At 58.0% G+C, this 24,746-nt stretch carries 21 protein-coding genes; 7 read left to right on the top strand and 14 right to left on the bottom strand.

The window, feature by feature from the left end; all coding sequences use genetic code 11:
* The first annotated feature begins 68 nt into the window (after positions 1–68).
* Positions 69–758 carry a ribulose-phosphate 3-epimerase gene (gene rpe / locus KZZ06_RS16625; protein ID WP_219581234.1) on the top strand — a complete coding sequence of 230 codons (690 nt, stop codon included), beginning with the start codon at positions 69–71 and terminating at the stop codon, positions 756–758.
* Between the two features lie 78 nt (positions 759–836).
* On the opposite strand, the gene KZZ06_RS16630 is transcribed toward rpe, so the two are convergent.
* The 11 genes from KZZ06_RS16630 to KZZ06_RS16680 all read right to left on the bottom strand — a co-directional run bounded on the left by KZZ06_RS16630 (position 837) and on the right by KZZ06_RS16680 (position 12,485).
* Positions 837–2,330 carry a class I adenylate-forming enzyme family protein gene (locus KZZ06_RS16630; protein WP_219581235.1) on the bottom strand — a complete coding sequence of 498 codons (1,494 nt, stop codon included), beginning with the start codon at positions 2,328–2,330 and terminating at the stop codon, positions 837–839.
* A 77-nt stretch (positions 2,331–2,407) separates the two neighbouring features.
* Positions 2,408–3,181 (bottom strand): oxepin-CoA hydrolase, alternative type, encoded by a 774-nt coding sequence (locus KZZ06_RS16635; protein WP_219581236.1) that lies wholly within the window; start codon positions 3,179–3,181, stop codon positions 2,408–2,410.
* Positions 3,178–3,606, bottom strand: coding sequence for a PaaI family thioesterase (locus KZZ06_RS16640; RefSeq protein WP_219581237.1), 429 nt, complete (start codon positions 3,604–3,606; stop codon positions 3,178–3,180). Before KZZ06_RS16640 ends, KZZ06_RS16635 begins: the two co-directional genes overlap by 4 nt.
* Entirely contained in the window at positions 3,587–4,720 is a 1,134-nt protein-coding gene (locus KZZ06_RS16645) for an acyl-CoA dehydrogenase family protein (RefSeq protein WP_219581238.1), read from the bottom strand. Before KZZ06_RS16645 ends, KZZ06_RS16640 begins: the two co-directional genes overlap by 20 nt.
* Positions 4,717–5,922 carry an acyl-CoA dehydrogenase family protein gene (locus tag KZZ06_RS16650; RefSeq protein WP_219581239.1) on the bottom strand — a complete coding sequence of 402 codons (1,206 nt, stop codon included), beginning with the start codon at positions 5,920–5,922 and terminating at the stop codon, positions 4,717–4,719. The genes KZZ06_RS16645 and KZZ06_RS16650 overlap by 4 nt, the downstream gene beginning before the upstream one ends.
* 48 nt (positions 5,923–5,970) lie before the next feature.
* Positions 5,971–8,067 (bottom strand): FAD-dependent oxidoreductase, encoded by a 2,097-nt coding sequence (locus tag KZZ06_RS16655; protein WP_219581240.1) that lies wholly within the window; start codon positions 8,065–8,067, stop codon positions 5,971–5,973.
* 24 nt (positions 8,068–8,091) lie between these two features.
* A complete protein-coding gene (locus tag KZZ06_RS16660) occupies positions 8,092–8,868 on the bottom strand; it encodes an IclR family transcriptional regulator (protein WP_219581241.1) in 777 nt (258 codons plus the stop codon).
* Positions 8,865–10,205: a TRAP transporter large permease gene (locus KZZ06_RS16665; protein WP_219581242.1), complete on the bottom strand. Its 1,341-nt coding sequence runs from the start codon at positions 10,203–10,205 to the stop codon at positions 8,865–8,867. Before KZZ06_RS16665 ends, KZZ06_RS16660 begins: the two co-directional genes overlap by 4 nt.
* Positions 10,205–10,738 carry a TRAP transporter small permease gene (locus KZZ06_RS16670; RefSeq protein WP_219581243.1) on the bottom strand — a complete coding sequence of 178 codons (534 nt, stop codon included), beginning with the start codon at positions 10,736–10,738 and terminating at the stop codon, positions 10,205–10,207. The genes KZZ06_RS16665 and KZZ06_RS16670 overlap by 1 nt, the downstream gene beginning before the upstream one ends.
* A 28-nt stretch (positions 10,739–10,766) precedes the next feature.
* Positions 10,767–11,822 (bottom strand): C4-dicarboxylate TRAP transporter substrate-binding protein, encoded by a 1,056-nt coding sequence (locus tag KZZ06_RS16675; protein ID WP_219581244.1) that lies wholly within the window; start codon positions 11,820–11,822, stop codon positions 10,767–10,769.
* 174 nt (positions 11,823–11,996) lie between these two features.
* The gene (locus KZZ06_RS16680) at positions 11,997–12,485 is read right to left on the bottom strand and encodes a class I SAM-dependent methyltransferase (RefSeq protein ID WP_219581245.1); all 489 of its coding nucleotides are present in this window, start codon (positions 12,483–12,485) and stop codon (positions 11,997–11,999) included.
* Between the two features lie 160 nt (positions 12,486–12,645).
* Here KZZ06_RS16680 and KZZ06_RS16685 point away from each other — a divergent pair, with 160 nt between their 5' ends.
* The 4 genes from KZZ06_RS16685 to KZZ06_RS16700 are packed head-to-tail and all read left to right on the top strand — an operon-like array spanning position 12,646 to position 18,503.
* Positions 12,646–14,415 (top strand): ABC transporter ATP-binding protein, encoded by a 1,770-nt coding sequence (locus KZZ06_RS16685; RefSeq protein ID WP_219581246.1) that lies wholly within the window; start codon positions 12,646–12,648, stop codon positions 14,413–14,415.
* A complete protein-coding gene (locus KZZ06_RS16690) occupies positions 14,408–16,327 on the top strand; it encodes an ABC transporter substrate-binding protein (RefSeq protein ID WP_219581247.1) in 1,920 nt (639 codons plus the stop codon). Before KZZ06_RS16685 ends, KZZ06_RS16690 begins: the two co-directional genes overlap by 8 nt.
* The gene (locus KZZ06_RS16695) at positions 16,324–17,349 is read left to right on the top strand and encodes an ABC transporter permease (RefSeq protein WP_219581248.1); all 1,026 of its coding nucleotides are present in this window, start codon (positions 16,324–16,326) and stop codon (positions 17,347–17,349) included. The genes KZZ06_RS16690 and KZZ06_RS16695 overlap by 4 nt, the downstream gene beginning before the upstream one ends.
* Complete coding sequence (locus tag KZZ06_RS16700; RefSeq protein ID WP_219581249.1) at positions 17,349–18,503, top strand: ABC transporter permease; 1,155 nt, start codon at positions 17,349–17,351, stop codon at positions 18,501–18,503. Before KZZ06_RS16695 ends, KZZ06_RS16700 begins: the two co-directional genes overlap by 1 nt.
* A 92-nt stretch (positions 18,504–18,595) precedes the next feature.
* Here the strand turns inward: KZZ06_RS16700 and KZZ06_RS16705 are convergent, their stop codons facing one another.
* The 3 genes from KZZ06_RS16705 to KZZ06_RS22565 form a co-directional block, all read right to left on the bottom strand.
* On the bottom strand, positions 18,596–19,366 hold the full coding sequence (locus KZZ06_RS16705; protein ID WP_219581250.1) for an MBL fold metallo-hydrolase: 771 nt from the start codon (positions 19,364–19,366) through the stop codon (positions 18,596–18,598).
* Between the two features lie 77 nt (positions 19,367–19,443).
* Positions 19,444–21,888, bottom strand: coding sequence for a mechanosensitive ion channel family protein (locus tag KZZ06_RS16710; RefSeq protein ID WP_219581251.1), 2,445 nt, complete (start codon positions 21,886–21,888; stop codon positions 19,444–19,446).
* Positions 21,889–22,088: 200 nt separating this feature from the next.
* Positions 22,089–22,211, bottom strand: a complete 123-nt coding sequence (locus tag KZZ06_RS22565) for a hypothetical protein (protein ID WP_257884419.1) — start codon at positions 22,209–22,211, stop codon at positions 22,089–22,091.
* A 70-nt stretch (positions 22,212–22,281) separates the two neighbouring features.
* On the opposite strand from KZZ06_RS22565, the gene KZZ06_RS16715 reads away from it, so the two are divergent.
* Positions 22,282–23,487: a glycosyltransferase family protein gene (locus tag KZZ06_RS16715; protein WP_219581252.1), complete on the top strand. Its 1,206-nt coding sequence runs from the start codon at positions 22,282–22,284 to the stop codon at positions 23,485–23,487.
* A complete protein-coding gene (locus KZZ06_RS16720; protein ID WP_219581253.1) occupies positions 23,484–24,725 on the top strand; it encodes a glycosyltransferase family 4 protein in 1,242 nt (413 codons plus the stop codon). Before KZZ06_RS16715 ends, KZZ06_RS16720 begins: the two co-directional genes overlap by 4 nt.
* The last annotated feature ends 21 nt before the right edge of the window (positions 24,726–24,746 follow it).

Consider the following 24,746-nt stretch of genomic DNA (forward strand, 5'->3'; position numbering starts at 1 on the left):
TCCGCCGATTGCCACCAGCGCTGCCAGCCCTTATATGGCCGCTAACCCTCCCAATAAGGCCCAGAAACATGACATTCGACCGCTCTATCAAAATCGCCCCCTCTATCCTTGCCGCTGATTTCGCCAATTTCGGTGCCGAATGCGAAGCCATCGAAGCGCAAGGTGCCGATTGGGTCCATGTTGATGTGATGGATGGCCATTTCGTGCCCAATATCAGCTTTGGCCCGACCACCTGTGCCGCGATCCGCCCGCATATCAAGGGCATCATGGACGTGCATCTGATGATCGCCCCCGTCGATCCCTATATCGAAGCTTTTGCAAATGCCGGTGCCGATTTTATCACCGCCCATGTCGAGGCCGGGGCCCATATCCACCGCACCTTGCAGGCTATCCGTGGCGCGGGCGCAAAGGCGGGTGTGGCGCTGAACCCGGGCACGCCGGCCTCGGCTGTCGAACACCTGCTCGATATCACCGATCTGGTTTGCGTGATGACCGTGAATCCCGGCTTTGGCGGCCAAAAATTCATCGACATGTCAGACAAGATCAAAACGCTGCGCGCGATGATTGGTGATCGTCCGATCCATATCGAAATTGATGGCGGTGTGGATGTGAACACAGCCCCCACAGTCGCGCAGGCCGGTGCCGATGTTTTGGTTGCAGGGTCTGCCGTGTTCCGGGGTGGATCGGTGTCGAACCCCGGCCCCTACGGCGATAACATCCGCGCCATCCGCGAAGCGGTTTCCGGTGTGTACGTCTAGAACAATAAACCCATAGTAATACGAATAAAAAGGCCGGTACCCCACGGCGGGGGTCCGGCCTTTTTTGTGCATCTAGGCTTATGCCAGCTGATCTTTGAACGTCTCCATCAGCTTGTGCTTTAGGATTTTGCCCGTCGGTGCTGCAGGCAGAGCCGTGCCAATGATGAAGTGCTTTGGCCGCTTGTACCCTGTTAGTCGCTCTTTTACGAAGGCGCGCAGGTCGTCGGGGTTCAGGCTGTCACCTTCCGCGATTTGCACAAAGGCCAGCACTTCTTCGTCACCGTCTTTGCGGCGTCCGATCACGGCGGATTGGATCACTTGCGGATGGTCGTTGATCGCGGCTTCGACTTCGGGTGGATAAACGTTGAACCCGCCATGAATGATCAGCTCTTTTGAGCGTCCCAGAATGTGCAGGAAACCGTTCTCGTCCAGTTTGCCCAGATCGCCGGTGCGCAGCCAACCGTCCGCGTCGACCACTTTTGCGGTCTCGGTAGGGTTTTTGTAATAGCCTTTCATGATATGCGGGCCACGGGTCATCACTTCGCCTGCGCCCACACCACCGCCTTCGACAGTGTCATCAATCTTGACCTCGATCCCGGCCAGCGGCGGGCCGACGGATACATCGGGCGATCCGATGGGGTTCGAGGTCGCAGATGTACCGGCAGCGGTTTCGGTCATGCCATAGCCGTTCTGGATGGCAACGCCATAAAACCCTTCGGCCTTGCGTTTCCACGCCGGATCAAGCGGCGCAGCACCGGACGAGACATAGCGCAGCGTCTTCGAGTTCAGCTGCGTCAGGCCTTTTTCCTTGGTGTATTGCATCAAAAGCGCGTGCATCTGCGGCACTGCGGACAGGAAATTCACACCGGAGATCAAGGCGTTATACAGCTTTTCAGCCGAAAAACGCGCCTCGAGCCGGACTTCGGCACCGATATAGCACGATGCCGTCAGCACCGAACACAGGCCGAAAACATGGGTCAGGGGCAGCACGCCATAAACGACGTCGCCGGGTGTCATGCCGCGCAGGTTGGCAGATGTCATACCGCCAAAGCGCACGTTGGCATGGGTCAGCATCACGCCTTTGGGGTCGCCCGTCGTGCCGGTGGTGTACAGCAAAACCGCAACGTCGCTTAGGTCAGCGTCGGGGTTGCTGGGCGTGGGCGTGGCCAGATGCAACGACCCGAATGCGCCGGTAATTTCCTTTGCACCCATGTTCTGCGCGTGCTTGTCGGCATCAGGCGATGCCCCTGTTGTCATCAAAATAGCCGCCGGTGTCGCGTGATCCAGAATGCGTTTTACTTCGCCTTCGGATTGGCGCGCGTTGACGGGGATGATCACCGCACCCGCCTTCCAAGTGCCAAAGATCGTGGCCACGGCAGCGCCGCAGTTTTCAGACAGCAGCAACACGCGGTCGTTGGGTTTGACGCCTGCGGCCTTGAGCGCCTCCGCGATCGCGTCAGACGCTTCGCCAAGATCGTTGAAGGTCCAGCTGGTCCCGACGCTGTCCGTTAGCGCCTGAGCATCGCCTCGTGATGTGATTTGTTGTGCAAGATATTCCTCTACACGCGCCATAAGCTCTGCCTCCTCGCAGGTATTTTCGGCCTTTGGTCATGTCAGATCCAAAAGCAAATGGTCACTTTGGCCGCTTTTCAGCCGCCATAATTTGGTTTGCGTTTTTCCAAGAATGCGGCGATGCCTTCGGCGGCCTCGTCTGCGCCAGCCGCATGGGCCATGGCGTTGCGTTCTGCATCCAGTTGCGCGGCCTCGGTAACGTCATAGCCTTGCGCCACCAGCCCCCGGATCACCGATTGCGCCTGACGCGGGCCTTGGGCCAGCCGGTCGGCATAGGCCATAGCCCCCGCCATCGCAGCACCCGGTTCGGACAGGGCATTTACGACGCCCAGATCATACATCCGGTCAACAGTGACGGGCAGCGCCAGCAGGCACATTTCCATGGACAGCTGCCGTGGCAACGCCCGCGCCAACGACGCAGTCAGCCCGCCATCGGGGACCAAGCCCGCTTTGACATAGGCGGCGGTGAATTTGGCGCCCTTCGCGGCAACAATCAGATCACAGGCCAGCGCAAAGGACAGGCCCGCACCAGCGGCACCGCCTTCGACAGCGGCAATCACGGGAACTGGACAGCCACGGATCGCCCGCACCACATCATGCAGTTCGTCGATCTTGCCGCGACGCTCGTCCTCGGCTAGATCACGACGCGCGATCAATACGTTCAGGTCACCGCCAGCGCAGAAAAAATCCCCCTCAGAGGTCAGGATCACAGCGCGCACGCGCGGTTCATGCGCCAGTTCAACCGCTTGATTGATGCAGGCATATAATTCCGGCGACAGCGCCCCGCGTTTGTGGGCATTGCCGTTCCAGACGATGATCCGGTCGCCCTTATCCTCGATCCGTGCGCTCATGTCAGTTTCTCCTGCGGGACACGTTTGAACACGCCCGTCGATGTGGCAATCACGGTGCCATCTTCGTGGACCAGTTCGGCGTCGATATACAGCAAGCTGCGACCGCCGCCCTTGATATGACCCGTGGCCGTAACCCGCCCCGGTTTGCCGGCCGCTAGGAATTGCGTGGTCAGCGAGATCGTCAAAAACGGGTTTCTGCCGGATGGGTCGACGCTAAGCGATCCGGTCATGCCGCAGGCATTGTCCAGCAACGTTGCCGCGATACCGCCATGAAGAACCCCGTGGCGGTTCAGGTGCTCTGGACCCAGATCAAGATAACAGCGCCCGTGGGCCGGATCGGATATGTCAACGACATACCCGACCAGCGTTTGAGTACCTGTCTCGTCCCGGATCAGCAGGCTTTCGTCAGGCTGCTGCAATGGCAATGTATCGCTCCAGATGGTGGTCTGTGTCGCCAAAGCGGTGGTCTGACATGATGATACGTTTGGCGATATGGGCCAGTTCGTATTCTTGCGTCATGGCAATACCGCCATGCATCTGAATGCTGTCTTCGGCAACCAGACGGCCCGCGCGGCCCAGCAGGTTTTTCGCAGCAGAAACATGGCTTTCGCGGCTTTTGTAACCGGCTTCCAGATGGCCCGCAGCGACGATCACGGCAGAGCGTGCTTGCTCCATCTCGATCAACAGGTCGGACATGCGGTGTGCAAGCGCCTGGAACGTGCCAATCGGTTTGCCGAACTGTTTACGCGTCATCAGATAGTCGCGCGTCAGACGGCAAGCGGTTTCCATCGCACCCAACGTTTCGGCGCAGATCGCGACGTTCGCAGCCGCGACGCGCGCTTCGATTGCTTTGAACGCCTTGCCTGCTTCACCCAAACGGGCCGAGCTTGGCACAGTCACGTCATCCAGCGTGATTTCCGCAGCACGGCCACCGGCCAGCAGGGCGTAACCTTGCAATGTGATGCCTTTGGCGTCTGCCGGAACAAGGAACAGCGAAATGCCGTCTTCATCGCCAGCATCGCCGCTTTCACGGGCCGAAACCACCAACATGTCCGCGTTTTCAGCGTTTACAACAACGGCCTTGCGACCGTTCAGCACGACGTTGTCGCCATCAACCTTGGCCGTTGTGGTAACGCGGTTGGTGTCATAGCGGCTGGCGGGTTCGCCGTGGGCAAATGCCACTTGCAACGCGCCGCCGATGATTTCCTCGACATGGGCCTTTTGGTCGTCATTGCCCAAATCGGCAATCAGACCGCCGCCCAGAACGGCGGTATCCAAGAACGGTTCAACCACGCCTGCGCGGCCCAATTCTTCGAACACTACGGCGATGTCGAAACCAGCGCCGCCAAAGCCGCCCTGATCTTCGGTGAACAGCGCGCCGATCACGCCCAGTTCGGCAAGGCCGTTCCAGATATCAGCAGAAAAGCCGGTGTCGCTTTCGAGGATCTTGTTGCGTGTGGCGGTATCGTATTTGTCACGCAAGAAACGGCGCAAGCTGTCTTGCAGCATTTGGCGTTCTTCTGTCAGGTCGAAGTTCATGCTCCACCTCCCATCGTTGTTTTGGCAATGATCTGGCGCTGGATTTCGTTCGAGCCACCAAAGATCGACAGTTTACGGTTGTTGAAATATTGCGCGGCCACGGGGCCAGCATTCAACGGATCAGGTAGGGCAAGGTTGGAACCCTCAATCGCTTCGGATGCGAATGGCATCGCGTAGGCACCAGCCGCGCGGCGGGCCAGATCGTTGATTTCCTGACGGATAATCGTGCCTTTGACCTTGAGCATGGACGATTCAACACCCGGTGCTGCACCTGCCGCCGCCTTGGAGACGATGCGCAGGTTGGTCGTGCTCATCGCCAGCAGGTCGATTTCAACCCGTGCAACACGTGCTGCAAAGTGGGGGTTTTCCATCAACGGCTTGCCGCCAGCCATTTCGGCGCGCGCAATGCGTTTGACCGCTGTCAGACCAGCCTGAGAGAACCCGACGCCTGCAATGTTAGTACGTTCGTGGGTCAGCAGATACTTGGCATAGGTCCAGCCTTTGTTCTCTTCGCCGACCAGATTTTCAACCGGCACTTTGCAGTCGGTGAACCAAACTTCGTTCACCTCGTGGGTGCCATCCAGCAGGATGATCGGGCGCACTTCGACGCCGGGGGTGTCCATGTCGATCAACAGAAAGGAAATACCTTCTTGCTGTTTTACCGCCTTGTCGGTGCGCACAAGGCAGAAAATCATGTTTGCGTGCTGGCCAAGGGTCGTCCATGTTTTCTGACCGTTGACGATGTAATGCGTGCCCTCTTCGTTCAGCACGGCCTCGGTCTTGAGCGAGGCAAGGTCGGACCCGGCACCCGGCTCGGAATAGCCCTGACACCACCAGTCTTCGCCCGACAGGATGCGGGGCAGCCAGTAGTCGTTCTGCTCTTGGGAGCCGAATTTTTGCAGTACGGGGGCCAACATGGACAGGCCGAACGGCACAATGCGCGGCGCGTAATGTGCGGCGGCTTCTTCCTCGAAGATGTGGCGCTGAACGGCGTTCCATTCGGCACCGCCAAATTTCTGCGGCCAGTTCGGGGCCAACCAGCCCTGCTTGTTCAGAATGGCGTGCCATTCTTCCTGTCCCGCTTTGCCCAGCTCTTCGCCCTTGCGAATTTTATCGCTCATTTCCTTGGGCAGCTTTTCTTCAAGAAAGGCGCGCACTTCGGCGCGGAATGCCTTTTCTTCGTCGCTATAGCTCAGATCCATTAATCGTTCCTCCGGTTTATATCGTTCGGGCATTGCGCCCTTGTTCATTTATTTTGCGGCGTCTTTGTTCAGGTCATCAAAGCTGCGGCCCTCTGCGACCAGTTGTTTCAGCAGCGGCGCGGGTTCCCAGAACCACGCGTCGTCCTTGGCGTAGGTTTCGATATCGGCCAGCAGTGCGGGTAGGCCCTGCAGATCGGCCCATTTCATCGGACCGCCCCAATAACGCGGGAAGCCGTAGCCGAACAGCAGCACCATATCGATATCAAGCGGGCGTTTCGCGATGCCCTCGCCCAGCAATTTGGCGGCCTCGTTCACCATCGCGGCCATGTAGCGGCGCGTGATCTCGGCGTCTGTGAAATCACGCGGTGTGATGCCCAGCTCGGCACGTTCCGCGTCAATCAGAACGGGCACTTCGGGGTTCGGGATGCCGCCACGGGTGCCAGCCTCGTAGACATAGAACCCCTTGCCAGTCTTCTGGCCAAAGTTACCGCCTTCGCAGATTTTATCGGGGTAGGTCGGCACACGTTCGGCGGGGTGACGGGTGGCCGCCTTGCGTTTGCGGGTGGCCCAACCGATATCAAGCCCCGCCAGATCGCCCACGGCGAACGGCCCCATGGCAAAGCCGAAATCGACCAGTGCCTTGTCGATCTGATAGGGCGATGCGCCGTCCAGTACCATGTGATCGGCGGCGGTGCGGTAGGTCGCCAGAATGCGGTTCCCGATAAAGCCGTCACAAACGCCAGCGCGAACGGAGATTTTGTTCAGCGCCTTACCAAGCGCAAAGCCTGTGGCAACCACATCGGGCGCGGTTTTGTCTGCGACAACCACTTCGAGCAATTTCATAATATGCGCAGGCGAGAAGAAGTGCAGCCCGATCACATCCGCAGGGCGCGACGTGCTGGCAGCGATTTCATCGATATCCAGATAGGATGTGTTCGACGCCAAAATCGCACCGGGTTTGCATACGGCGTCCAGCTTGCCGAACACGTCTTTCTTGACGTCCATGTCTTCGAACACGGCTTCGATCACCAGATCAACAGACGACAGGCTGTCATAGTTAATCGACACCTCAAGGGCGATGGTGGTCATCGCGTCGTATTTCATCTGGGTGATCTTGCCACGCTTTAGGGCCCCCGACAGGTTGCCCGCGATACGGCCACGCGCCGCTTCGGCGGCCTCAAGCTTCATCTCGATCAGGACGACATTGAAACCGGCCAGCAGGGCAGCCGTGGCAATGCCCGCGCCCATTGTGCCACCGCCGATGATGCCGATGGATTGCAGCGCGCGCGGTTCGACGCCTTTCAGCTCGGGCAGGTTACCGACAGCGCGTTCGGAAAAGAACGCGTGGATCATGCCTTGGCGTTGATCGGTTTCCATCAGGTCCATGAACATCTTGCGCTCGGCCAGCATGCCCTGATCAAACGGCAATTCCGATGCAGCCTGAACCGCACGCACCGCTTGGGCGGGTGATATCTGGCCACGGCCCTTTCTTAGCGTCCCGTCATAGGCCGCGTCCCAATCGATGGCAGCAGGTGCCGGCATTTCGCTGACCGCACGGCGCGGTGCGGCGTCGGCAATCAGGCGCTCAGCATAGGCCAGACCAACCTCTTCGGGGTCGCCCTCGACCACCTTGTCGACGATGCCCAGTTGCAATGCTTCGTCCGCTTTGACCTGACGGCCCGTGGTGATCAGATCAAGCGATGCGTCGACACCGACAAGGCGCGGCAAACGCTGGGTGGCACCGGCACCGGGGATCAGGCCAAGGTGGACCTCAGGCAGGCCGACGCGGGCGGATGGCTGCGCGATGCGGTAATGCGCGGATAACGCGATTTCAAGACCGCCGCCCAGGGACACACCGTGCATCGACGCGACAACGATCAGCGGCGATGCTTCGATGCATTTACAAACGTCGGGCAGATAGGGTTCCAGCGGGGTTTTGCCAAATTCAGTGATGTCCGCACCGGCGATAAAGGCGCGACCTTCGCCAACGATCAGCACCGCTTTGACACCTGCGTCAGCCTCGGCTTGGGCCATGCCCGCAACCAGACCTTCGCGCACGGCATGTGACAGCGCATTTACCGGTGGGTTCTGAATACGCAGCACGGCGATGTCGCCTTTGCGGGTGTATTTGATTTTATCACTCATCAGTCAAAATCCTGTCTGTTCTTTTTAATCGCGACGGCTAAGCGCCGGGGTCCGGCCCGTACGTTGTTCAAGCGCGCGTACAAGTTCGCGCAATGCGGGGCCGACCTCGTCCCGGATCCGTTCATCGGACAGGTCACTTGGCATTGCCCCACAGGTAAACGCGACCGGTTCGCCGAATTCCTCGGCGAAATAGGGAACGCTTACGGCATTTATGGTGCTGGCATAGCGCGTACCCTTGGGTGCGTATGTGAAACCTTGCCCGATCAATTGCGAATATCCCTCCGAGCGGAACTCTCGCATATCCTTTTCAGGCGTCAACTGCCCAAAGCGTTCTTCGCCAAGTGACGCCACGACGGCCATGCCAGAGGACGACCCAAACACCGGAATCCGGTGCCCCGGCTCCAGCCAGATGGTTGACGCATTGCGGGGGCGCCATGTGCGCACTAGCAGCATTTTAGAATCGTCGCGCACCGCCACCAGCGCCAGCGTGCCCGTGTCATCGGCCAATTGCTGCATCGCATCGGACGCCAGATCAAGGAAATTGACCGCAACGGATGCAACAGACCCGAGGGCGATGGCCGACGGCCCCAAGCGGAACCTGTCATTGCGCCCCCCGTGGCTAAGATAGCCCAGTTCGCACAAGGTATAGGTCAGCCGCGAAACCGTCGGCTTTGGCAGGCCCGTCCGTTCGGATATCTGCGCATGGGTCAGCCCGCTATCGCTTGCCCGAAAGGCACGCAGAACGGCCAATCCACGGGCAAGCGTGTTCGCAAACTTGCGGTCTGTTCCGTCTGTCGTCATCGCGCGCCCAAGGGGATCAGCAATGAGATCATCGGGAAAGACATGATCAGGACAAGCACGATAAAGTCCACGCTGAGGAACCGCGTGATCCCGGCAAAGATCTTGTCGATCGGGGCGTCTTTACCGACGACGTTGGCGATCACGAATACGTTCAGGCCGACGGGCGGGGTAATCAGGCCGATCTCAAGCAGCTTGATCACCACAACGCCGAACCAGATCAGGTTCAGGTCATAGCTTTCGACCAGCGGGATCATCAGCGGCAGGGTCAGAACCATGATGCCGATGGGATCAAGGAACATGCCCAGAACCAGATAGATCACGGCAATCGCGATCAACAAGGCCACGACCGAAAGCTGTGCATCAGACACGACGTTCACAATCATCGGGGCCACATTGGTCAGCGCGATGAACGCCACGAAAATTTTGGCACCCGCCGCGATGAAAAAGATGGCAGAGGTCTGAATACAGGTTTCCTTGACCGCATCCCACAACCCTTGCAGGTTCAGTTTCCCTTGGGCAAAGCCGATCAATGTGGCCGCGACCACACACACCGCCGCCGCTTCGGTCGCGGTAAAGATACCGCCGTAGATGCCGCCGATGATCAGGACGAACAGCATGACCGCCGGCCAGCTTTCTAGTGCCGCCTGCAAGCGTTCCTTTGGGGAATAGCGCACATCGGTTGGTGGTGCGATTTCCGGTGAATACCAGACCCAGACAGCGATCACGAGGATGAAGCCAGCCAGCGTCAACAAGCCCGGCAAGACACCGGCAAGAAACAGCGACGAGATCGAGGTTTCGGTGAAGATACCGTAGATGATGAACAAGACCGATGGCGGGATCAGCGACCCCAATGTGCCACCTGCCGCCACCGACGCAGTTGCCAGACGCGAGTCATAGCCCATGCGCAACATTTCAGGCGTGCAAATCCGGCCCATCGTCGACGCACATGCGATCGAGCTGCCAGTGATGGCCGAAAAGCCGCCGCAACCCATGACCGATGCCATTGCAACACCACCGGGCAAGCGTGTCAGCCAGACCTTGGCGGCGTGGTAAATCTTGGTCGTAATGTCGGCGCGATAGGCGATATGGCCCAGCGCCACAAAAAGCGGGATCATCGACAGATCATAGGAATGGATCAGATCGAAGGAATTCGAAAACACCATCGATGTGGTGGCGCGGATCGCGCGTTCGGGCATGAATGTGCCCGTGCGAAACGCAAAGATAAAGAAGGTGCCGACTGTCGCCACCGACGCCAAAGAAAAGGCGATCGGCACGCGCATTGCCAGCAAGAAAAGGACCGCGCCGAACGCGATCAAACCAATGGTTGCAGCATCCATTACAGCGTCTCCTGTTCGGCAAGGGCATCAATTGTGTGATTTTGTTCGTCCGACACGATGTTGCCCGACAGGATTGTGCGGGTGTCGCGGATAGCCAGTTCAGCCAGACGCAACCAACAGGCCCCGATGCCAATGATAAACAACAGACGTCCGGGCCATTTTGGCAGGTTCAGATCACCGTAGAAAAAGCTGCCTTTTTCCCAAACGCTTAGAAATTCGCGGGTACCTGCATAAAGCAGCGCGGCCAGGGCTATCAGCCCCATGACCGACCCCATCACAATCAGCCAGGACCGCAACCGCGGCCCAAACTGATCCGAGACAAACGCCACACTGATATGTGCGCGGTTGGCCGTCGCGGCACCAAGGGGCAGAAGGATGGCCGCAACCATCAATTCCCGCACCATGGTGACGCTGTCAGGCACGCTTGAGGAAAAGACAGCACGTGCGACCACATTGGTTGTAATCAAGACCCCCAGCAGGATGACCGCAATCGCGCCCAGCCCCAGCAGGATTTTCTCTAATGGTACCAACATGGTCCCGTCCCTCCCTCAAGGTATGTGCTTAGTTACCGGACTTTTCCCAAGGATAGCCGTTGGTGTCACGCTCTTGCGTGTATTTGGCGATCAATGCGGTGTAGTCTTCCAGCATCTTATCACCCGGAAGGCCGGATGCATTGGCTGTTTCGACCCAAGCAGCCAAGAACTTTTGACCGCCCTCAACCAGCTTTTCACGCTCTTCTGCGGGCAGCTCGATGATTTCGACGCCTTGTTCTTTCATCGAAGCAATGGCGTTGTCGTTGGCGATGGTGATCATACGGCCAAATTCGTCAGCCATGTCTGCGCCGGATGTGGTCAGAACGTTTTGCTGTTCGGATGTCAGGGAATCGTACATGTCTTTGTTCATAAAGATGCCCACGCCGCCAACTTGGCCCCAGTTCAACATCGTGTAGTTGTCCATCACTTCGGCCTGCTTCAGCGCGGCAACCGCATAGGAATAGCCCTGACTACAATCGATCAGGCCCGTGTCCAGACCTTGGTAGGCGTCATAGATCGACATGTTGACCATGTTCGCGCCTTCTTCGCCGAACACTTTGCCGTATGCGCCCACACCGCGCACTTTCTTGCCTGCGATGTCCGCAACGGAACGGATCGCATCGCCTTTGCAGCCGATGTTGACCTGGCTGGTGGTCCATGTGCCGATATAAACAAGGTTCTTGTCGGCAAGGTTGTCAGCGATGGCGGGGTTTGTGCGCATCAATTCGTCCGTGGCGCGCATGCCAACCCAAGCGTCAGGGTTGTTCACGGGCAGATCGGAAATACCGTAGGCGGCCATCTCTTGCGGGTAGTAAACAGCAATAACCGACCCGGTGTCGGCAACACCATCCGCAAGGGATTGCACGGCAGCGTTCGCTTTGAACAATGCGCCACCCCATTGGATGTCCATGCGCAGATCGCCTGCTGAACGCTCGGCAACTTGGTCGGCGAACCACTGCAACGCATCTGCGCGCGCGCCACGGTTTGGCCCTGCTTCACCATGGATCAACACGGTTTCAGCGCCCGCAACCGATGCGGCAAAGCCCATGGCGGCGGCGAAAGATAGGTTTTTGATAAAGGACATTAATTTCCCTCCCAAGAAATTGTTTTACTATGCGAAACTTGGTTTCACTATGTCACGGCGGAACCTAGAACCGGAGATCAGAACGCGCAAGCGGATATTGCGCCCCACACTGCATTTACGTGTGGGGCGCTAATATAGACTGAATTTTCAAATGGTTAGTTGGCCTACCGGCTATCAGCCGCGCTGATAAAGGAAGCAACGCCCCTCGACCGCGCCTTGGGGCAAAGGAATCTCTTTCAGGTGATCGAAATACATCCGATCGCTGGATACCATGACGCCGCCATGATCCAGCAGCGGTTCTATATAGGGCGATAACGATCTGGCAAAAGCATCGTTTTTCGCCAGATCATGACCACCCAAATCGGCGTGAATCAGTCGCGCCGTTGGGCCAAACCGTTTCAGCGCCGCAGGAAGCGTTTCATACACATCCCCCAGAAACACCTGATCGTCGGTCGGTGTGCTGTCCGGATTTGACGCGATGGCCCGTTCGAAAACAAAAATATCTCGTTCAGGCATGATCTCTCGCATGTGGTGAAAAGTGCGGCCATTCCCCAACCCCAGCTCGAACACTGGGCCCGGCTGGCCCGCTGTGATTGCAGCCGCATGATCAAGACAGGCGCGCTGCGACACCATACGGTCGATAAATAGATCCAGACGACTCATTTTTAGGCTCACTTTCTCTTTTCTTTTTCCACTTGGGCGCTTGCAGCTCCGTCTTTCATAGGTAGTGCCCCTAGGTTAAAGACCAAGGCCACTAGACGCAGAACATTTTATCGGCTTCACTCAAACGTGAGACAACATGTTTTAACGCTTTTGGATCCAAATGACTGTCCTGTTGGAAGTTAATGACCTGGCAATCGGGTTTGACGATGCCGCTTCGATTGTGGATGGCGTCAGCTTTTGCGTGAACGCAGGCGAAACGCTCGCCCTCGTCGGTGAAAGCGGGTCGGGTAAAACGCTGACCTGTCGATCGGTCCTGCGCATTTTACCTGATGCTGCACAGTTACGCCGAGGGTCCATTCATTTTCACGGGGCGAACAGATCAGCCGACCTGATGTCTTTATCGGAAAAGACAATGCGCGACATTCGTGGCGACTGCATTTCAATGATCTTCCAAGAACCAATGCGCGCGCTTTCCCCGCTGCACCGCTTGGGCAATCAGGTGGCCGAGGTCTTGTGGTTGCACCGGAACATGGGCCGGGCCGAGGCCAAGCGCCGCGTGCTGGAACAATTCGAACAGGTCGGGTTTGCCGATCCTGAACGGGCATGGTGCAGTTATCCCTTCGAGATGTCAGGCGGCATGCGTCAACGTGCGATGATCGCCATGGCAATGATCGCGAAACCCGAATTGCTGATCGCTGACGAACCGACGACCGCGCTGGACGTGACCACGCAGGCACAGGTTTTGGGCCTGATCCGCAGTTTGCAAAAAGAAACCGGCATGGGCGTCATCCTTGTTACGCATGATTTGGGTGTGGTCGCCAATATGGCGCAGCAGGTTGTTGTCATGAACAAGGGCCGCGTCATGGAAAGCGGCCTTGCGAAAGACGTGCTTGGTGCCCCCGCGCATCCCTATACGGCCAAGTTGTTTGCCGCCGCACCGATGATCCCGCAGGTCGCGACACCGGCGCGCGCGCCCAGCCATGATGACGTCATCCTTGATCTACGCAACGTGTCAAAAACCTATACCATGCGGGCCGCCGGATGGCGCAAACCGATCAGCATTCCAGCCTGTCAGAACGTTGACCTGCAGGTCGAGCGGGGCAAAACCCTTGCCATTGTCGGTGAAAGCGGCTCAGGCAAAACCACCTGCGCGCGGATCGCCATGGGTGCCGAAACGCCCGATCTGGGTGGCGAGGTGTTGTTTCGGCCAGCCAAAAATGCCGACGCCATACCGGTTCACACCATGAACAGCGCCGAACGCACATCGTTCCAGCGCCAGGCGCAAATGGTGTTTCAAGACCCCTATTCATCGCTTAGCCCACGAATGCGTATCCAAGACGCGCTGACCGAGCCCATGGAAATTCACGGCATCGGGTCAAAATCCGACCGCCGCGATAAGGCCGCCGAGATGTTAAGCTGGGTCGGCCTAGACGCAAACATGATGCGCCGCTTTCCGCACGCGTTTTCGGGTGGGCAACGTCAACGTTTGTCGATTGCACGGGCTTTGACGCTGGACCCCAAGTTGCTGATCTGTGACGAACCGACCTCGGCGCTGGATGTATCGGTGCAGGATCAGATCCTGTCGCTGCTCGAAGACATCCGCGAACGTGCCAATCTAAGCTATCTTTTCATCAGCCATGATCTTGCTGTCGTCGCGCGGATCGCAGACGAGGTCGCAGTGATGCGCGCGGGCGTCATTGTCGAACAGGCCGCGCCCGATACATTGTTCTACAACCCGCAGCACCCTTATACCAAAGCGCTGATTGCCGCCCAGCCAGAGCCTGACATCGGCCGTCCGATCGACCTTGATCTGGTGGCAAAAGGGGCCGGTTCTCCACGGCTGTGGCCCGAGGCGTTCCGCTTTGAAGGGTTGCAAGCGCCCGCGCTGCGCGAACTGGAACCCGGTCACAAAGTCAGATGCCATGCGTAAGCTCGCCCTTGCCTTTTCGCTCCTCACCTCTCCGCTTTGGGCGCAACCCGCGTTGCCGTCCCTGCAAGAAAGTTCGTTCTGGGGGCAAGAGGTCGACAGCGGCAACATGCCCCCGATTGAAGCCCGCCTGCCCCGCGAACCGCTGGTCGTTGATCTGGAGGCGAAGGGCCGGAGTTTTGGCAAACAAGGCGGCACCTTGCGGACCTTGGTATCGCGCTCCAAAGACGTGCGGCAGATGGTTGTCTATGGCTATGCGCGGCTGGTCGGGTATCAACCCGACTATTCGCTGGCACCCGACATTCTAAAAGCAGTCGATGTTGAAAAGGGGCGCAAATACACGCTGCATCTGCGCGACGGCCACCGCTGGTCGGACGGCGCACCCTTTACATCGGATGACTTCAAATATTGGTGGGAAAACATCGTTAACAACGCCGAGATCACCCCCAGCGGCCCGCCCGATTTCATGTTCGTCGAGGAAAAGCTGGGCCGTGTCACCTTCCCTGATCCGCTGACGGTCGTCTTTGAATGGGATGATCCGAACCCCGATTTCCTGCCGCTTCTTGCGCAGGCCAGCCCGCCCTTTATCTATCGTCCGGCGCATTACCTGAAACAGTTTCACGTCGATTTCGCCGACCCCGACACCCTGCTCCAAGAGGTCGTTGACGCCCGGGTCAAAAGCTGGGCCGCGCTGCACAACAAGCGCGATAACATGTATAAATTTGACAACCCCCAGCAGCCGACCTTGCAGCCGTGGATTAACACCAGCGACAGTGACGCATCACGCCAGTTGTTTGTAAAGAACCCGTATTACCACCGCATCGACAGTCGCGGCGTCCAGCTGCCTTATATCGACGTGGTGAATATGGACGTTGTGGGCGGCGGGCTGATCGCAGCCAAAGCCAACGCAGGCGAGGTTGATCTTCAGGCCCGCGGATTGGACTTTCCCGACATTTCGATCCTGAAGAAAGGCGAGGTAGACGGCGGCAAATACAAGGTGTTTTTATGGGCCAATGGCGCAGCCAGCCAGATCGCGATTTACCCCAACCTGAATTTTGCCGACCCCGTCTGGCGCGACGTCATGCGCGACGTGCGGTTTCGCCGCGCGCTCAGCCTTGGCGTCGACCGCCGGATGATTAACCGCGCACTGTATTTCGGCCTCGCGAAAGAGGGCGGAATGACAGCGCTGTCCCAAAGTCCACTGTACAACGAGGCCGATTTACACGCCTGGGCCGATTTCGACATCGAATCCGCAAATGCCCTGCTAGATGATATGGGTTTGACCGAACGCATGCCCTCGGGTTTGCGTAAACTACCTGATGGTCGGCCTATGGAATTCGTGGTGGAAACCGCTGGCGAACGCAGCGAGGAAGAAAACGCACTGGCGATCATCACAGATACGTGGCGCGACCTTGGCATCCGTCTGATCATGCGCCCGCTAGACCGTGATATCCTGCGCAATCGCATCTACGCAGGTACGACAATGGCCGCCGTCTGGTTCGGTTGGGATAACGGCCTCCCCGGTCCGGCAACATCGCCCAAATATCTGGCCCCCACCAATCAGGAATTTTTTGCCTGGCCCATGTGGGGGCAATATTATCAGACAATGGGCCAATCCGGCGAGGCCCCCGATATGCAACCCGCCCAAGAGCTGATGGATCTGGCGAATGACTGGACCCGCACCGATGACGCCCAAGAACGCGCGGCCATCTGGGAACGCATGCTTGCGATCCACGCCGAGCAGCAATTCGCCATCGGCATCTTGTCTGAGGCTCCGCAACCGGTTGTCGTCTCAAACCGTCTGATGAACGTCCCGCAGGAGGCCGTCTGGGCCTATGACCCCGGCGCACATTTCGGCATCCACCGCATCGACGAATTCTATTTCACAGACCCCCTCGTACAGGTGAGCCGATGATTTTTCTCAGATACGCAGTCTGGCGTTTTATCACCATGCTCCTGACCCTCGCGGTTGTGTCGGTTCTGGTCTTTGTCATCATCAACCTGCCGCCGGGTGATTATCTGTCGAACCAGATCGCGGAATTGCGCGCGACAGGTCAGGCCGAAGGCGTGGCAAAAGCCGAATTTCTACGCCACGAGTATTCTCTGGATCAGCCGATCTGGAAGCAATATTTGATCTGGGCCGGTGCCGCCCCCGGCCCGCAGGGATACGCAGGGCTGCTGCAAGGCAATTTCGGCTGGTCGTTTGAATTTGACCGCCCCGTCGGTGAAATCGTGGGCGATGCGCTGTGGATGACGGTATTGGTCAATCTTGCTGCGGTGTTGTTTGTGTATCTCATCGCCTTGCCTCTGGGGGTTCTGGCGGCGGCCAAGTCCGAAACATGGGTCGACTATACCGCCGGTTTTATCGGCTACCTTGGCCTCGCCACGCCCAACTTCTTGCTGGCGCTGATCCTGTTCTACTACGGGCACCGTTATTTCGACCTGCCCATTGGCGGCCTGATGGCCCCCGAGCTTGAGGGCGAACCGATGTCCTGGGCCAAGGTCCAGTCGATCCTGCTGCATCTGATTGTCCCGACCTTTGTCATCGGTACTGCCGGTGCTGCCGCGATGATGCAGCGGCTCCGCGCGAACATGCTGGACGAGCTGGACAAACCCTATGTCGATACCGCCAAGGCCAAAGGGCTGGGCCCCGCGCGGCTGCTGGCGAAATATCCGCTGCGCATGGCGTTCAACCCCTTTGTTGCCGACATTGGTAACCTGCTGCCTGCGATGATCTCGGGCTCGGTTCTTGTGTCGGTCGTCTTGGGCTTGCAAACCATCGGCCCGGCTCTGCTGATCGCGCTCAAGTCCCAAGACCAGTTCCTTGCCGCCTTTATCCTGATGTTCGTCGCCTTGCTGACGCTGATCGGGACGATGATCTCGGACATGCTGCTGGTCCTGCTTGATCCGCGCATCCGTTATGGGGCGCGTGGATAATGGCCATACAACCGGACAACCGTTTTATCGATACAACCCCGTGGACGGATGTTGTTGATCTGTCTGCGCCTGAACGCTCGGATATGGATGCCTCGGTCGCACGGCTGATGTGGCGCAAATTCCGGCGTCACAAGCTGGCGCTGGTGTCAGGGCTATTTCTGGCCTTTTGCTATCTGATCCTGCCGATTGCCGGTTTCATTGCGCCCTACACCCCCAACGAACGCAACGCCGAACATCTCTACTCCCCACCGCAAAGCATCAATCTCTGGCACAAGGGCACCTTCATCGGCCCCTACGTCTACGAGACGACAGGCACCGCCGATCTGGTGAACTTTCGCTGGGTCTATGAAACCGACGAAACCAAACCGCGCCCGCTTGAATATTTCTGCAAAGGCGAGACCTATCATATCTTCGCCCTGATCCCCTCTGACACCCACCTGTTCTGCGCCTCCGAAGGCGCGACCGTGTTTCTGTGGGGGTCCGACCGTCTGGGCCGCGATGTGTTCAGCCGTATCCTGTATGGCGCTCAGCTATCACTGACCGTCGGCCTGATCGGGATCACCGTCTCATTCGCATTGGGCATCTTCTTTGGATCGCTGGCCGGTTATTTCGGCGGCAAAACCGACTGGGTCGTCAACCGCATGATCGAGGTTCTGCGCTCGCTCCCCGAACTGCCGCTCTGGCTGGCGCTGTCAGCAGCGGTGCCATCCAACTGGGGGCCGGTCTCGGTCTTCTTCATCATATCGATCATCTTGGGCATTCTGGATTGGCCCGGCCTCGCCCGCGCTGTCCGCTCCAAATTCCTAAGCCTGCGCGAAGAGGAGTATGTAAAAGCCGCTGAAATGATGGGGGCCAAACCAACCCGTGTTATTTGCAGACATCTACTACCCAACTTTATGTCCCACCTGATCGCCAGTGCGACCCTGTCCATTCCTGCAATGATCCTTGGCGAAACGGCTCTCAGCTTTCTGGGTCTCGGCCTGCGCGCACCGGCTGTCAGCTGGGGCGTCATGCTGAACGATGCGCAAAATCTGGCCAGCATCGAAATCTACTGGTGGACGGCCATCCCGATGCTGCCCATCATCGTTGTGGTTCTGGCGTTCAACTTCCTTGGGGACGGTTTGCGCGCCTGCCTGGACCCTTACAAAACCTAAATCATCTTCTCTGGCTTATAAATATCCCGGGGGGTGCGGGGGGCTGGCCCCCCGCGTCGGTCCGGTTGCCAAAAGCAACCGGAAACCAAAACTCAGTACCAGCCCGCGATCTTCACTTCGGTACCTGTCGCAACCATCTTGGCAAACTCGGCCGGGTCCTGCGTCCCACCGTCACGCCCACGGAAATGGTAGGGGTACACAAACGACGGCTTGAACTCTGACACGGCGGCGGCGGCGGCTTCCGCGTCCATGGTAAAGGGCAAGTTCATGCACACAAATGCCAGATCGATGTCTTTCAACGCGCGCATCTCTGGCGTGCCTTCGGTATCGCCCGAAATATAGACCCGGAAATCTGGCAGGTTCAGGACATAGCCATTGTCACGGCCCATGGGGTGAAACTTTTGCCGGTCTGGGGTGGTGTTATAGGCTGGGATTGCCTCGATGCTCAGGTCTTTGAACATCGCAGTTTCACCATTGGCGACCATGCTTGCCTTGGCCTTCAACGCCTCGGGCAGCATCTCGTACACCGCCGGGTTCGTGATAATCTGTGTGTTTTCACCAACCACAGCCGCCAGCGTATCTGCGTTGTAGTGGTCCCCATGTTCATGGGTGATCAACACCAGATCAGGGGTCGCAAAACCGGCGTAGTTTGCAGCATCGCCTACTGGATCATTGTAGATCACCCCGATTGGGGTCTCCATCACAAAGGACGCGTGATCGACAGGGTGCACGATGATGTCGCCGCCCTTGACCGGAAAGGTGTTGCCGCCATGGGCCGCGGCCTGTGCGGCATAAGGCAACATGGTAATCACACCAACAGTGGCGGCAGAAGTGGTTAGAAACATACGTCTGGACTGTGTCATTGGAAGCTCCTGTTAAACTACGATTTCAGATAGCACACACTAACCCCATTTCAATTTCGGACCCTATCACACCCCCGTCATCGATCGTCGCCATTTGTTTCAGGCGCGTCCAACTGGTCTTCCTCAAGGGATGCTTGTGCGGCGGCGGTGACGGCTTTGCGTTCTTGGTCGCTTAGATCATCCACTTTTCCATCCGCCAAACGCACGGTGACCTCGCGGTGGGCAAAGCGTATCCCTTCGCGTTCAAACAAGGATCGAATTTCCTCATAGACCCGTTTGCGTATCAACCATTGATCCCCCGGTTTGGTCATGAATTTAACCCGGATGATCATCGCTGAATCCTGCATTTCAATCACGCCTTGCGATTTCAGCGGCTGGATAAAGTTGGCACCAATCACCGGGTCGTCCAAAAGTTCGACGCCAAGCTTCTTGATCAGTTTTCGCACCTTTTCCACATCGGTGTCATAGGTCACCCGCAAGGGCAGTTTCATGATCACCCAATCGCGGGAATAGTTTGTCATGACCTGCAATTCCCCAAACGGAATGGTGTGCAACGGCCCCAGATGGTGACGCAATTGAAAGGACCGTACCGATATTTTCTCGACCGTGCCTTTGACCCCGCCGACATCCAGATATTCACCCTTCCGAAACGCATCATCGAACAGGAAAAACGCACCCGCAAAAATGTCGCGCACCAGCGCTTGAGACCCGAACCCAACCGCAACGCCGACGATACCGGCACCCGCAAACAACGGCCCCACGTTGATGCCGAATTCCATCAGAACAATCAGCGCGATCGTGACCACAACGATGATCAGAACAAAGTTCCGGAACAGCGGAAGCAACGTCGCAAGGCGGCTGGCGGAGGATGCCCCACTGCCCTCGTCGCCCAGCTCTGCCGCGGGTTGATCGCCGGATTCCGCTTCGATCTTGGTATCAATCCAAATCCGAAAGGCGTGATAGATGATATAGCCGATAAAGATGATGACCATGACATCCAGCAGCCGATCGCCCAGACTTTCGACAATCCGGGCGCTTTCATTGTCCCAGATGAAAAAGAACGCATAGGCCCCCGCCACAAAGGCCAGAATAGCCGCAACCCGTCTGGCAAGTGCCTCAAAGGTGTTCAATGTACGCCGCGGCGCGATCAGTGCGCGGGCGTGTTCTTCGGCTTCCAGCAGGCGCTCTGCGTCTGGCACATCCCCCGTGCCATCGGTCGCGTGCGCCACCGGCCCCGCGTCGCCCGCTGCGCCATGTGCGGCCGCTTGTTCATCCCGGATTTCATTCAGCCGTCGCATGTGCCGCGCCCGTGCAAAGCCGCGTTCGATGGCAAAGTTAATCGCCCCGTAAACCACAATGATCGACACCAGAATCCCGTAGGCCCCCGCAATCAGCGGGATGGAACTGGGGTTGGCCAGCACCAGATCATAGGTCAGTTCAATCCATGCAAAAATAACATAGACGATGACCGCCGGTGCCCATATCTGGGATAATATCCGCGCAACGACGCTGACTTCTTCGACGGGTTTGCCGTGGCGCAGCGCATTCGAAATGGCGCGCTTGTTCACCAACACCATCAAGATATTGGCCAAAACGATTGTCGCCGACAGCAGCGAGGATATGAAAGCATAGACGTCATAGTTCAGGCCCAGTTCACCGATCCACAAGCCGAACAGAATGGCGCAAGTATCAAGACTGGCCAAAATCCACAGCCAGCGGTGCAGGCGTTTTGCGTCTTTGTCGCTAAAGACAGGTATGCGGTATTGCGACAGAAATGGTGACAGGATCATCCGCCAAAGCACCGCAAAGAAGCGGCACACAAAATAGCCCAGATTGATCAGGGTGACGGTGAACTGCATCGCCGTGTCTTCCAGCCCGCCCATAAGGGTCACACCCAGCAGATAGGCCACGGCCATCGACACCAGAATGCCGACGACACCCGTGAAAAACCGAAGCACCAGAAATGGCATTTTCTCGCCATAGCCGACCGGATTATCCATAACCCGCGCCATGACAAACTGCTTTGCGAACCGCTTGGCAAAAACCTGTGCCTCGACGACCACGCCGATGGCAAACAGCAGCAGCGAATACAGCAGCGCCTTGCCAAACGCCCACAACGTTCCGTCGGGGCTGGCGGCGCGCAGAATATAAAGGACCTCGTTGATCGCATCCGGCAGTTGCACGATGCGTTGGATCAGGGCTTTGCGAAACCCGTTCGTCTGCTCCTGGAGCGCCATCAGCGCAGAATGGTTCTGCTCCGCTTCGAGGTCGCTTTCGGCCGCAGCATCAGGCGGTATCGCACTGATATCGGTCTGGTTCAGCAGGTTGCCTTTGCTGTCGATGACCACCACGCCAACGCCATTTTCCGCAGCCTGTTTCATGATCTCTGCGACGCGGGCATCATCGTCACTGGTGTCAGTTTCCGCCGACGGGAAAAGGGTTTGCAGCCCTTGCGCATCGCCCTGGCCTGCAATGGGGATCAAAAACAGGGACAGCAAGAAAACTAAAAAAATGTGCCGCATACTGCCTCGCTGTCGCCAAAATACCTCAACAGAGGCTAAGCTAGCACCGCACCCATTGCAATCGCGCCATAGGGGACTAACTGGCGGACGCAGGCACGCGACTTGCCTGACTGCCTTAGACTTATTCAAACGTGCCAATCGAGCACATTAATGTTAACTTATATGAATGCGTTCGCCTCGCAGACCGTGACAAAGGACCCTCATATGATCAGCCTTGCATCACGCAGCAGCACCCAGCCAATGCCCACGTTGGCTGCATCTGCTGAAAAGCTGAACATAAGACCGTGCAGTTTTGCCCCCATCAGCAAAGTTGTTTTTGACATTTAAGGGTTCTTTCGCAACACAGGATGTGACCTGTGACGTAAGGCTTCCAGACCAAGTTAGGATCGGCGCATGAGCCAATTGCCCACGAGACCAAGCCGCAAGGGGCAGCCTTCGCACCGCATCATGTTCTACAGCCATGATACGTTCGGGCTGGGCCATTTGCGCAGGTCACGGGCTTTGGCGACCGCGCTGACCCAAGGCGATGAAACGGCATCCGCCATTATTCTGACCGGATCCCCCGTTGCCGGGCGTTTCACCTTTCCCGAACGTGTTGACCACATCCGCCTGCCCGGTGTGACCAAGCTGGCGGATGGCAGCTATGTGTCGCAAACCTTGGGGCTGGATATTGACGAAATCACATCGCTGCGGTCCGGTCTGATCAAAACCGCCATCGAGAAATACGAACCCGATCTGTTGATCGTCGACAAAGAACCGTCTGGCTTTCGCGGTGAATTGCTTCCCAGTCTTGAATGGTTGCGCGACCATGGCACGACGAAAACCGTGCTGGGTCTGCGTGATGTCTTGGACGAACCCAAGGTTCTGGCCGCCGAATGGGCGCGCAAAAACGCGATCGAGGCGACGGAAGAATTCTATGATGAAATTTGGGTCTATGGGGACCGCGACATTTATGACCCGACCAAGGGGTTGAACCTGTCCGACAAAACCCGAGACCGGATGCACTGGACAGGATACTTGCGCCGCGAAACCACAGACGAGGTTGACCTGCCCGAACACCCATATGTTCTGATCACCCCCGGTGGCGGTGGTGACGGTGCCGCGATGGTATCGCTGGTGCTTGAGGCGTATGAAAAAGACCCCGATTTGGCACCGAACGCCGTTTTGATCTATGGCCCTTTCCTGTCCGGCGACACACGCGAAGCGTTTGATGCGCGGGTGGAAAAGCTGAACGGGCGGGTCACGGCCGTTGGATTTGACAGCCGGATCGAAGCGTTGTTTGTCGGGGCCGAAGGCGTTGTTTGCATGGGCGGATACAACACCTTTTGCGAGGTGCTGTCCTTTGACAAACGTGCGGTGATCGTCCCGCGCACAGTGCCCCGGCTTGAGCAGTGGATCAGGGCCAGCCGCGCCGAGGAATTGGGCCTTGTGCGGATGTTGGATGAGAACCGCGATGGTATGACCGCGGATGCGATGATCGCCGCGATACGTCACCTGCCCCACCAAAACAAACCGTCCCAAGCCGGATCAGATGGCATTTTGGACGGGCTGAAAGTGGTGATTGAACGTGGCACGGCATTGATGGATGCCGCGAAATGACCGACGCCCCCCTTGCCGTTGTGGTCAAAGGCTGGCCGCGCCTGTCAGAGACCTTTATCGCACAGGAACTTGTCGCACTTGAGGAAGCTGGCCTGCGGTTTGACATCTGGTCGCTGCGCCATCCGACCGACACGAAAACCCACCCGTTGCATGATCGCCTAAACGCGCAAGTCCGGTATCTGCCCGAATATTTGCGCGACGATCCGCCCCGCGTTTCTGCCGCACGCGAAGCCGCACAAGCGATGCCGGGCTACGGCGAAGCGCTGGACGCCTTTGAACGAGATCTGGCGCGCGATGACACGCCCAACCGCCGCCGCCGTTTTGGTCAGGCCTGTGTCATGGCCCATGAACTCCCCGCCGACACCCGTGGCATCTATGCCCATTTCCTGCACACGCCATCATCGGTGGCGCGCTATGCCGCGATCTTGCGCGGCCTACCGTGGAGCTTTTCTGCCCATGCCAAGGATATCTGGACATCGCCCGAGTGGGAATTGCGCGAAAAGCTGAACCCCGCCACACATGGGGCTGCCTTCGGGGCCACATGCACGGCGTTCGGGGCGAAACATCTGCGCGATCTGGCCGCCGATCCCAAGCGAATTGATCTGGTGTATCATGGTCTTGATTTGTCACGCTTTCCCGACGCGCCCGCCCGTCGCTTGCGCGCGCCGTCCGATACCTTTGAAATGATGTCGGTCGGGCGCATGGTCGAAAAAAAGGGGTTTGATAATCTGATCGATGCGCTGGCGCTTTTGCCCACGACGCTTGATTGGCGCTGGACCCATATCGGTGGCGGCGCATTGTCAGACGCGATGAAAACCCGCGCCCAAGACCATGGCATCAACGATCGTATCATCTGGCGCGGTGCCTGTGACCAACCCGAGGTGATTGCCGAAATGCGCAAGGCCGATCTGTTCGTGCTGCCCTCGCGGATCGCCAAGGACGGGGACCGCGACGGTTTGCCCAATGTGCTGATGGAAGCCGCGAGCCAGAAGCTTCCGATCCTGAGCACACCTGTGTCCGCGATCCCCGAATTTATCGACAACGGCGTCAGCGGTATTCTAAGCGACGATGCCCCCGCCGCACTGGCCAAGGCCATGCAAGATTTCGCCGCCGATCCAGAGCTAGGCCCGCGACTGGCCGAGACCGCCCATAAGCGCCTGCACGCCGAATTCACCATGGCACCCGGCATTCGCCAGCTTTACCAGCGACTTGGGGCGATGTTGTCCCTCGCGGTCTGATGCATCTTGGGTTTTACGCGC

This window comes from Sulfitobacter sp. CW3, assembly GCF_019392245.1.
GTDB lineage: Bacteria > Pseudomonadota > Alphaproteobacteria > Rhodobacterales > Rhodobacteraceae > Sulfitobacter.

Coding starts and splice junctions, on each gene's coding strand:
- KZZ06_RS16705 (WP_219581250.1), bottom strand. CDS start 19,366: ATGACACAGTCCAGACGTATGTTTCTAACCACTTCTGCCGCCACTGTT.
- KZZ06_RS16675 (WP_219581244.1), bottom strand. CDS start 11,822: ATGTCCTTTATCAAAAACCTATCTTTCGCCGCCGCCATGGGCTTTGCC.
- KZZ06_RS16715 (WP_219581252.1), top strand. CDS start 22,282: ATGAGCCAATTGCCCACGAGACCAAGCCGCAAGGGGCAGCCTTCGCAC.
- KZZ06_RS16655 (WP_219581240.1), bottom strand. CDS start 8,067: ATGAGTGATAAAATCAAATACACCCGCAAAGGCGACATCGCCGTGCTG.
- rpe (WP_219581234.1), top strand. CDS start 69: ATGACATTCGACCGCTCTATCAAAATCGCCCCCTCTATCCTTGCCGCT.
- KZZ06_RS16685 (WP_219581246.1), top strand. CDS start 12,646: ATGACTGTCCTGTTGGAAGTTAATGACCTGGCAATCGGGTTTGACGAT.
- KZZ06_RS22565 (WP_257884419.1), bottom strand. CDS start 22,211: ATGTCAAAAACAACTTTGCTGATGGGGGCAAAACTGCACGGTCTTATG.
- KZZ06_RS16720 (WP_219581253.1), top strand. CDS start 23,484: ATGACCGACGCCCCCCTTGCCGTTGTGGTCAAAGGCTGGCCGCGCCTG.
- KZZ06_RS16660 (WP_219581241.1), bottom strand. CDS start 8,868: ATGACGACAGACGGAACAGACCGCAAGTTTGCGAACACGCTTGCCCGT.
- KZZ06_RS16665 (WP_219581242.1), bottom strand. CDS start 10,205: ATGGATGCTGCAACCATTGGTTTGATCGCGTTCGGCGCGGTCCTTTTC.
- KZZ06_RS16690 (WP_219581247.1), top strand. CDS start 14,408: ATGCGTAAGCTCGCCCTTGCCTTTTCGCTCCTCACCTCTCCGCTTTGG.
- KZZ06_RS16710 (WP_219581251.1), bottom strand. CDS start 21,888: ATGCGGCACATTTTTTTAGTTTTCTTGCTGTCCCTGTTTTTGATCCCC.
- KZZ06_RS16700 (WP_219581249.1), top strand. CDS start 17,349: ATGGCCATACAACCGGACAACCGTTTTATCGATACAACCCCGTGGACG.
- KZZ06_RS16695 (WP_219581248.1), top strand. CDS start 16,324: ATGATTTTTCTCAGATACGCAGTCTGGCGTTTTATCACCATGCTCCTG.
- KZZ06_RS16635 (WP_219581236.1), bottom strand. CDS start 3,181: ATGAGCGCACGGATCGAGGATAAGGGCGACCGGATCATCGTCTGGAAC.
- KZZ06_RS16645 (WP_219581238.1), bottom strand. CDS start 4,720: ATGAACTTCGACCTGACAGAAGAACGCCAAATGCTGCAAGACAGCTTG.
- KZZ06_RS16670 (WP_219581243.1), bottom strand. CDS start 10,738: ATGTTGGTACCATTAGAGAAAATCCTGCTGGGGCTGGGCGCGATTGCG.
- KZZ06_RS16650 (WP_219581239.1), bottom strand. CDS start 5,922: ATGGATCTGAGCTATAGCGACGAAGAAAAGGCATTCCGCGCCGAAGTG.
- KZZ06_RS16680 (WP_219581245.1), bottom strand. CDS start 12,485: ATGAGTCGTCTGGATCTATTTATCGACCGTATGGTGTCGCAGCGCGCC.
- KZZ06_RS16630 (WP_219581235.1), bottom strand. CDS start 2,330: ATGGCGCGTGTAGAGGAATATCTTGCACAACAAATCACATCACGAGGC.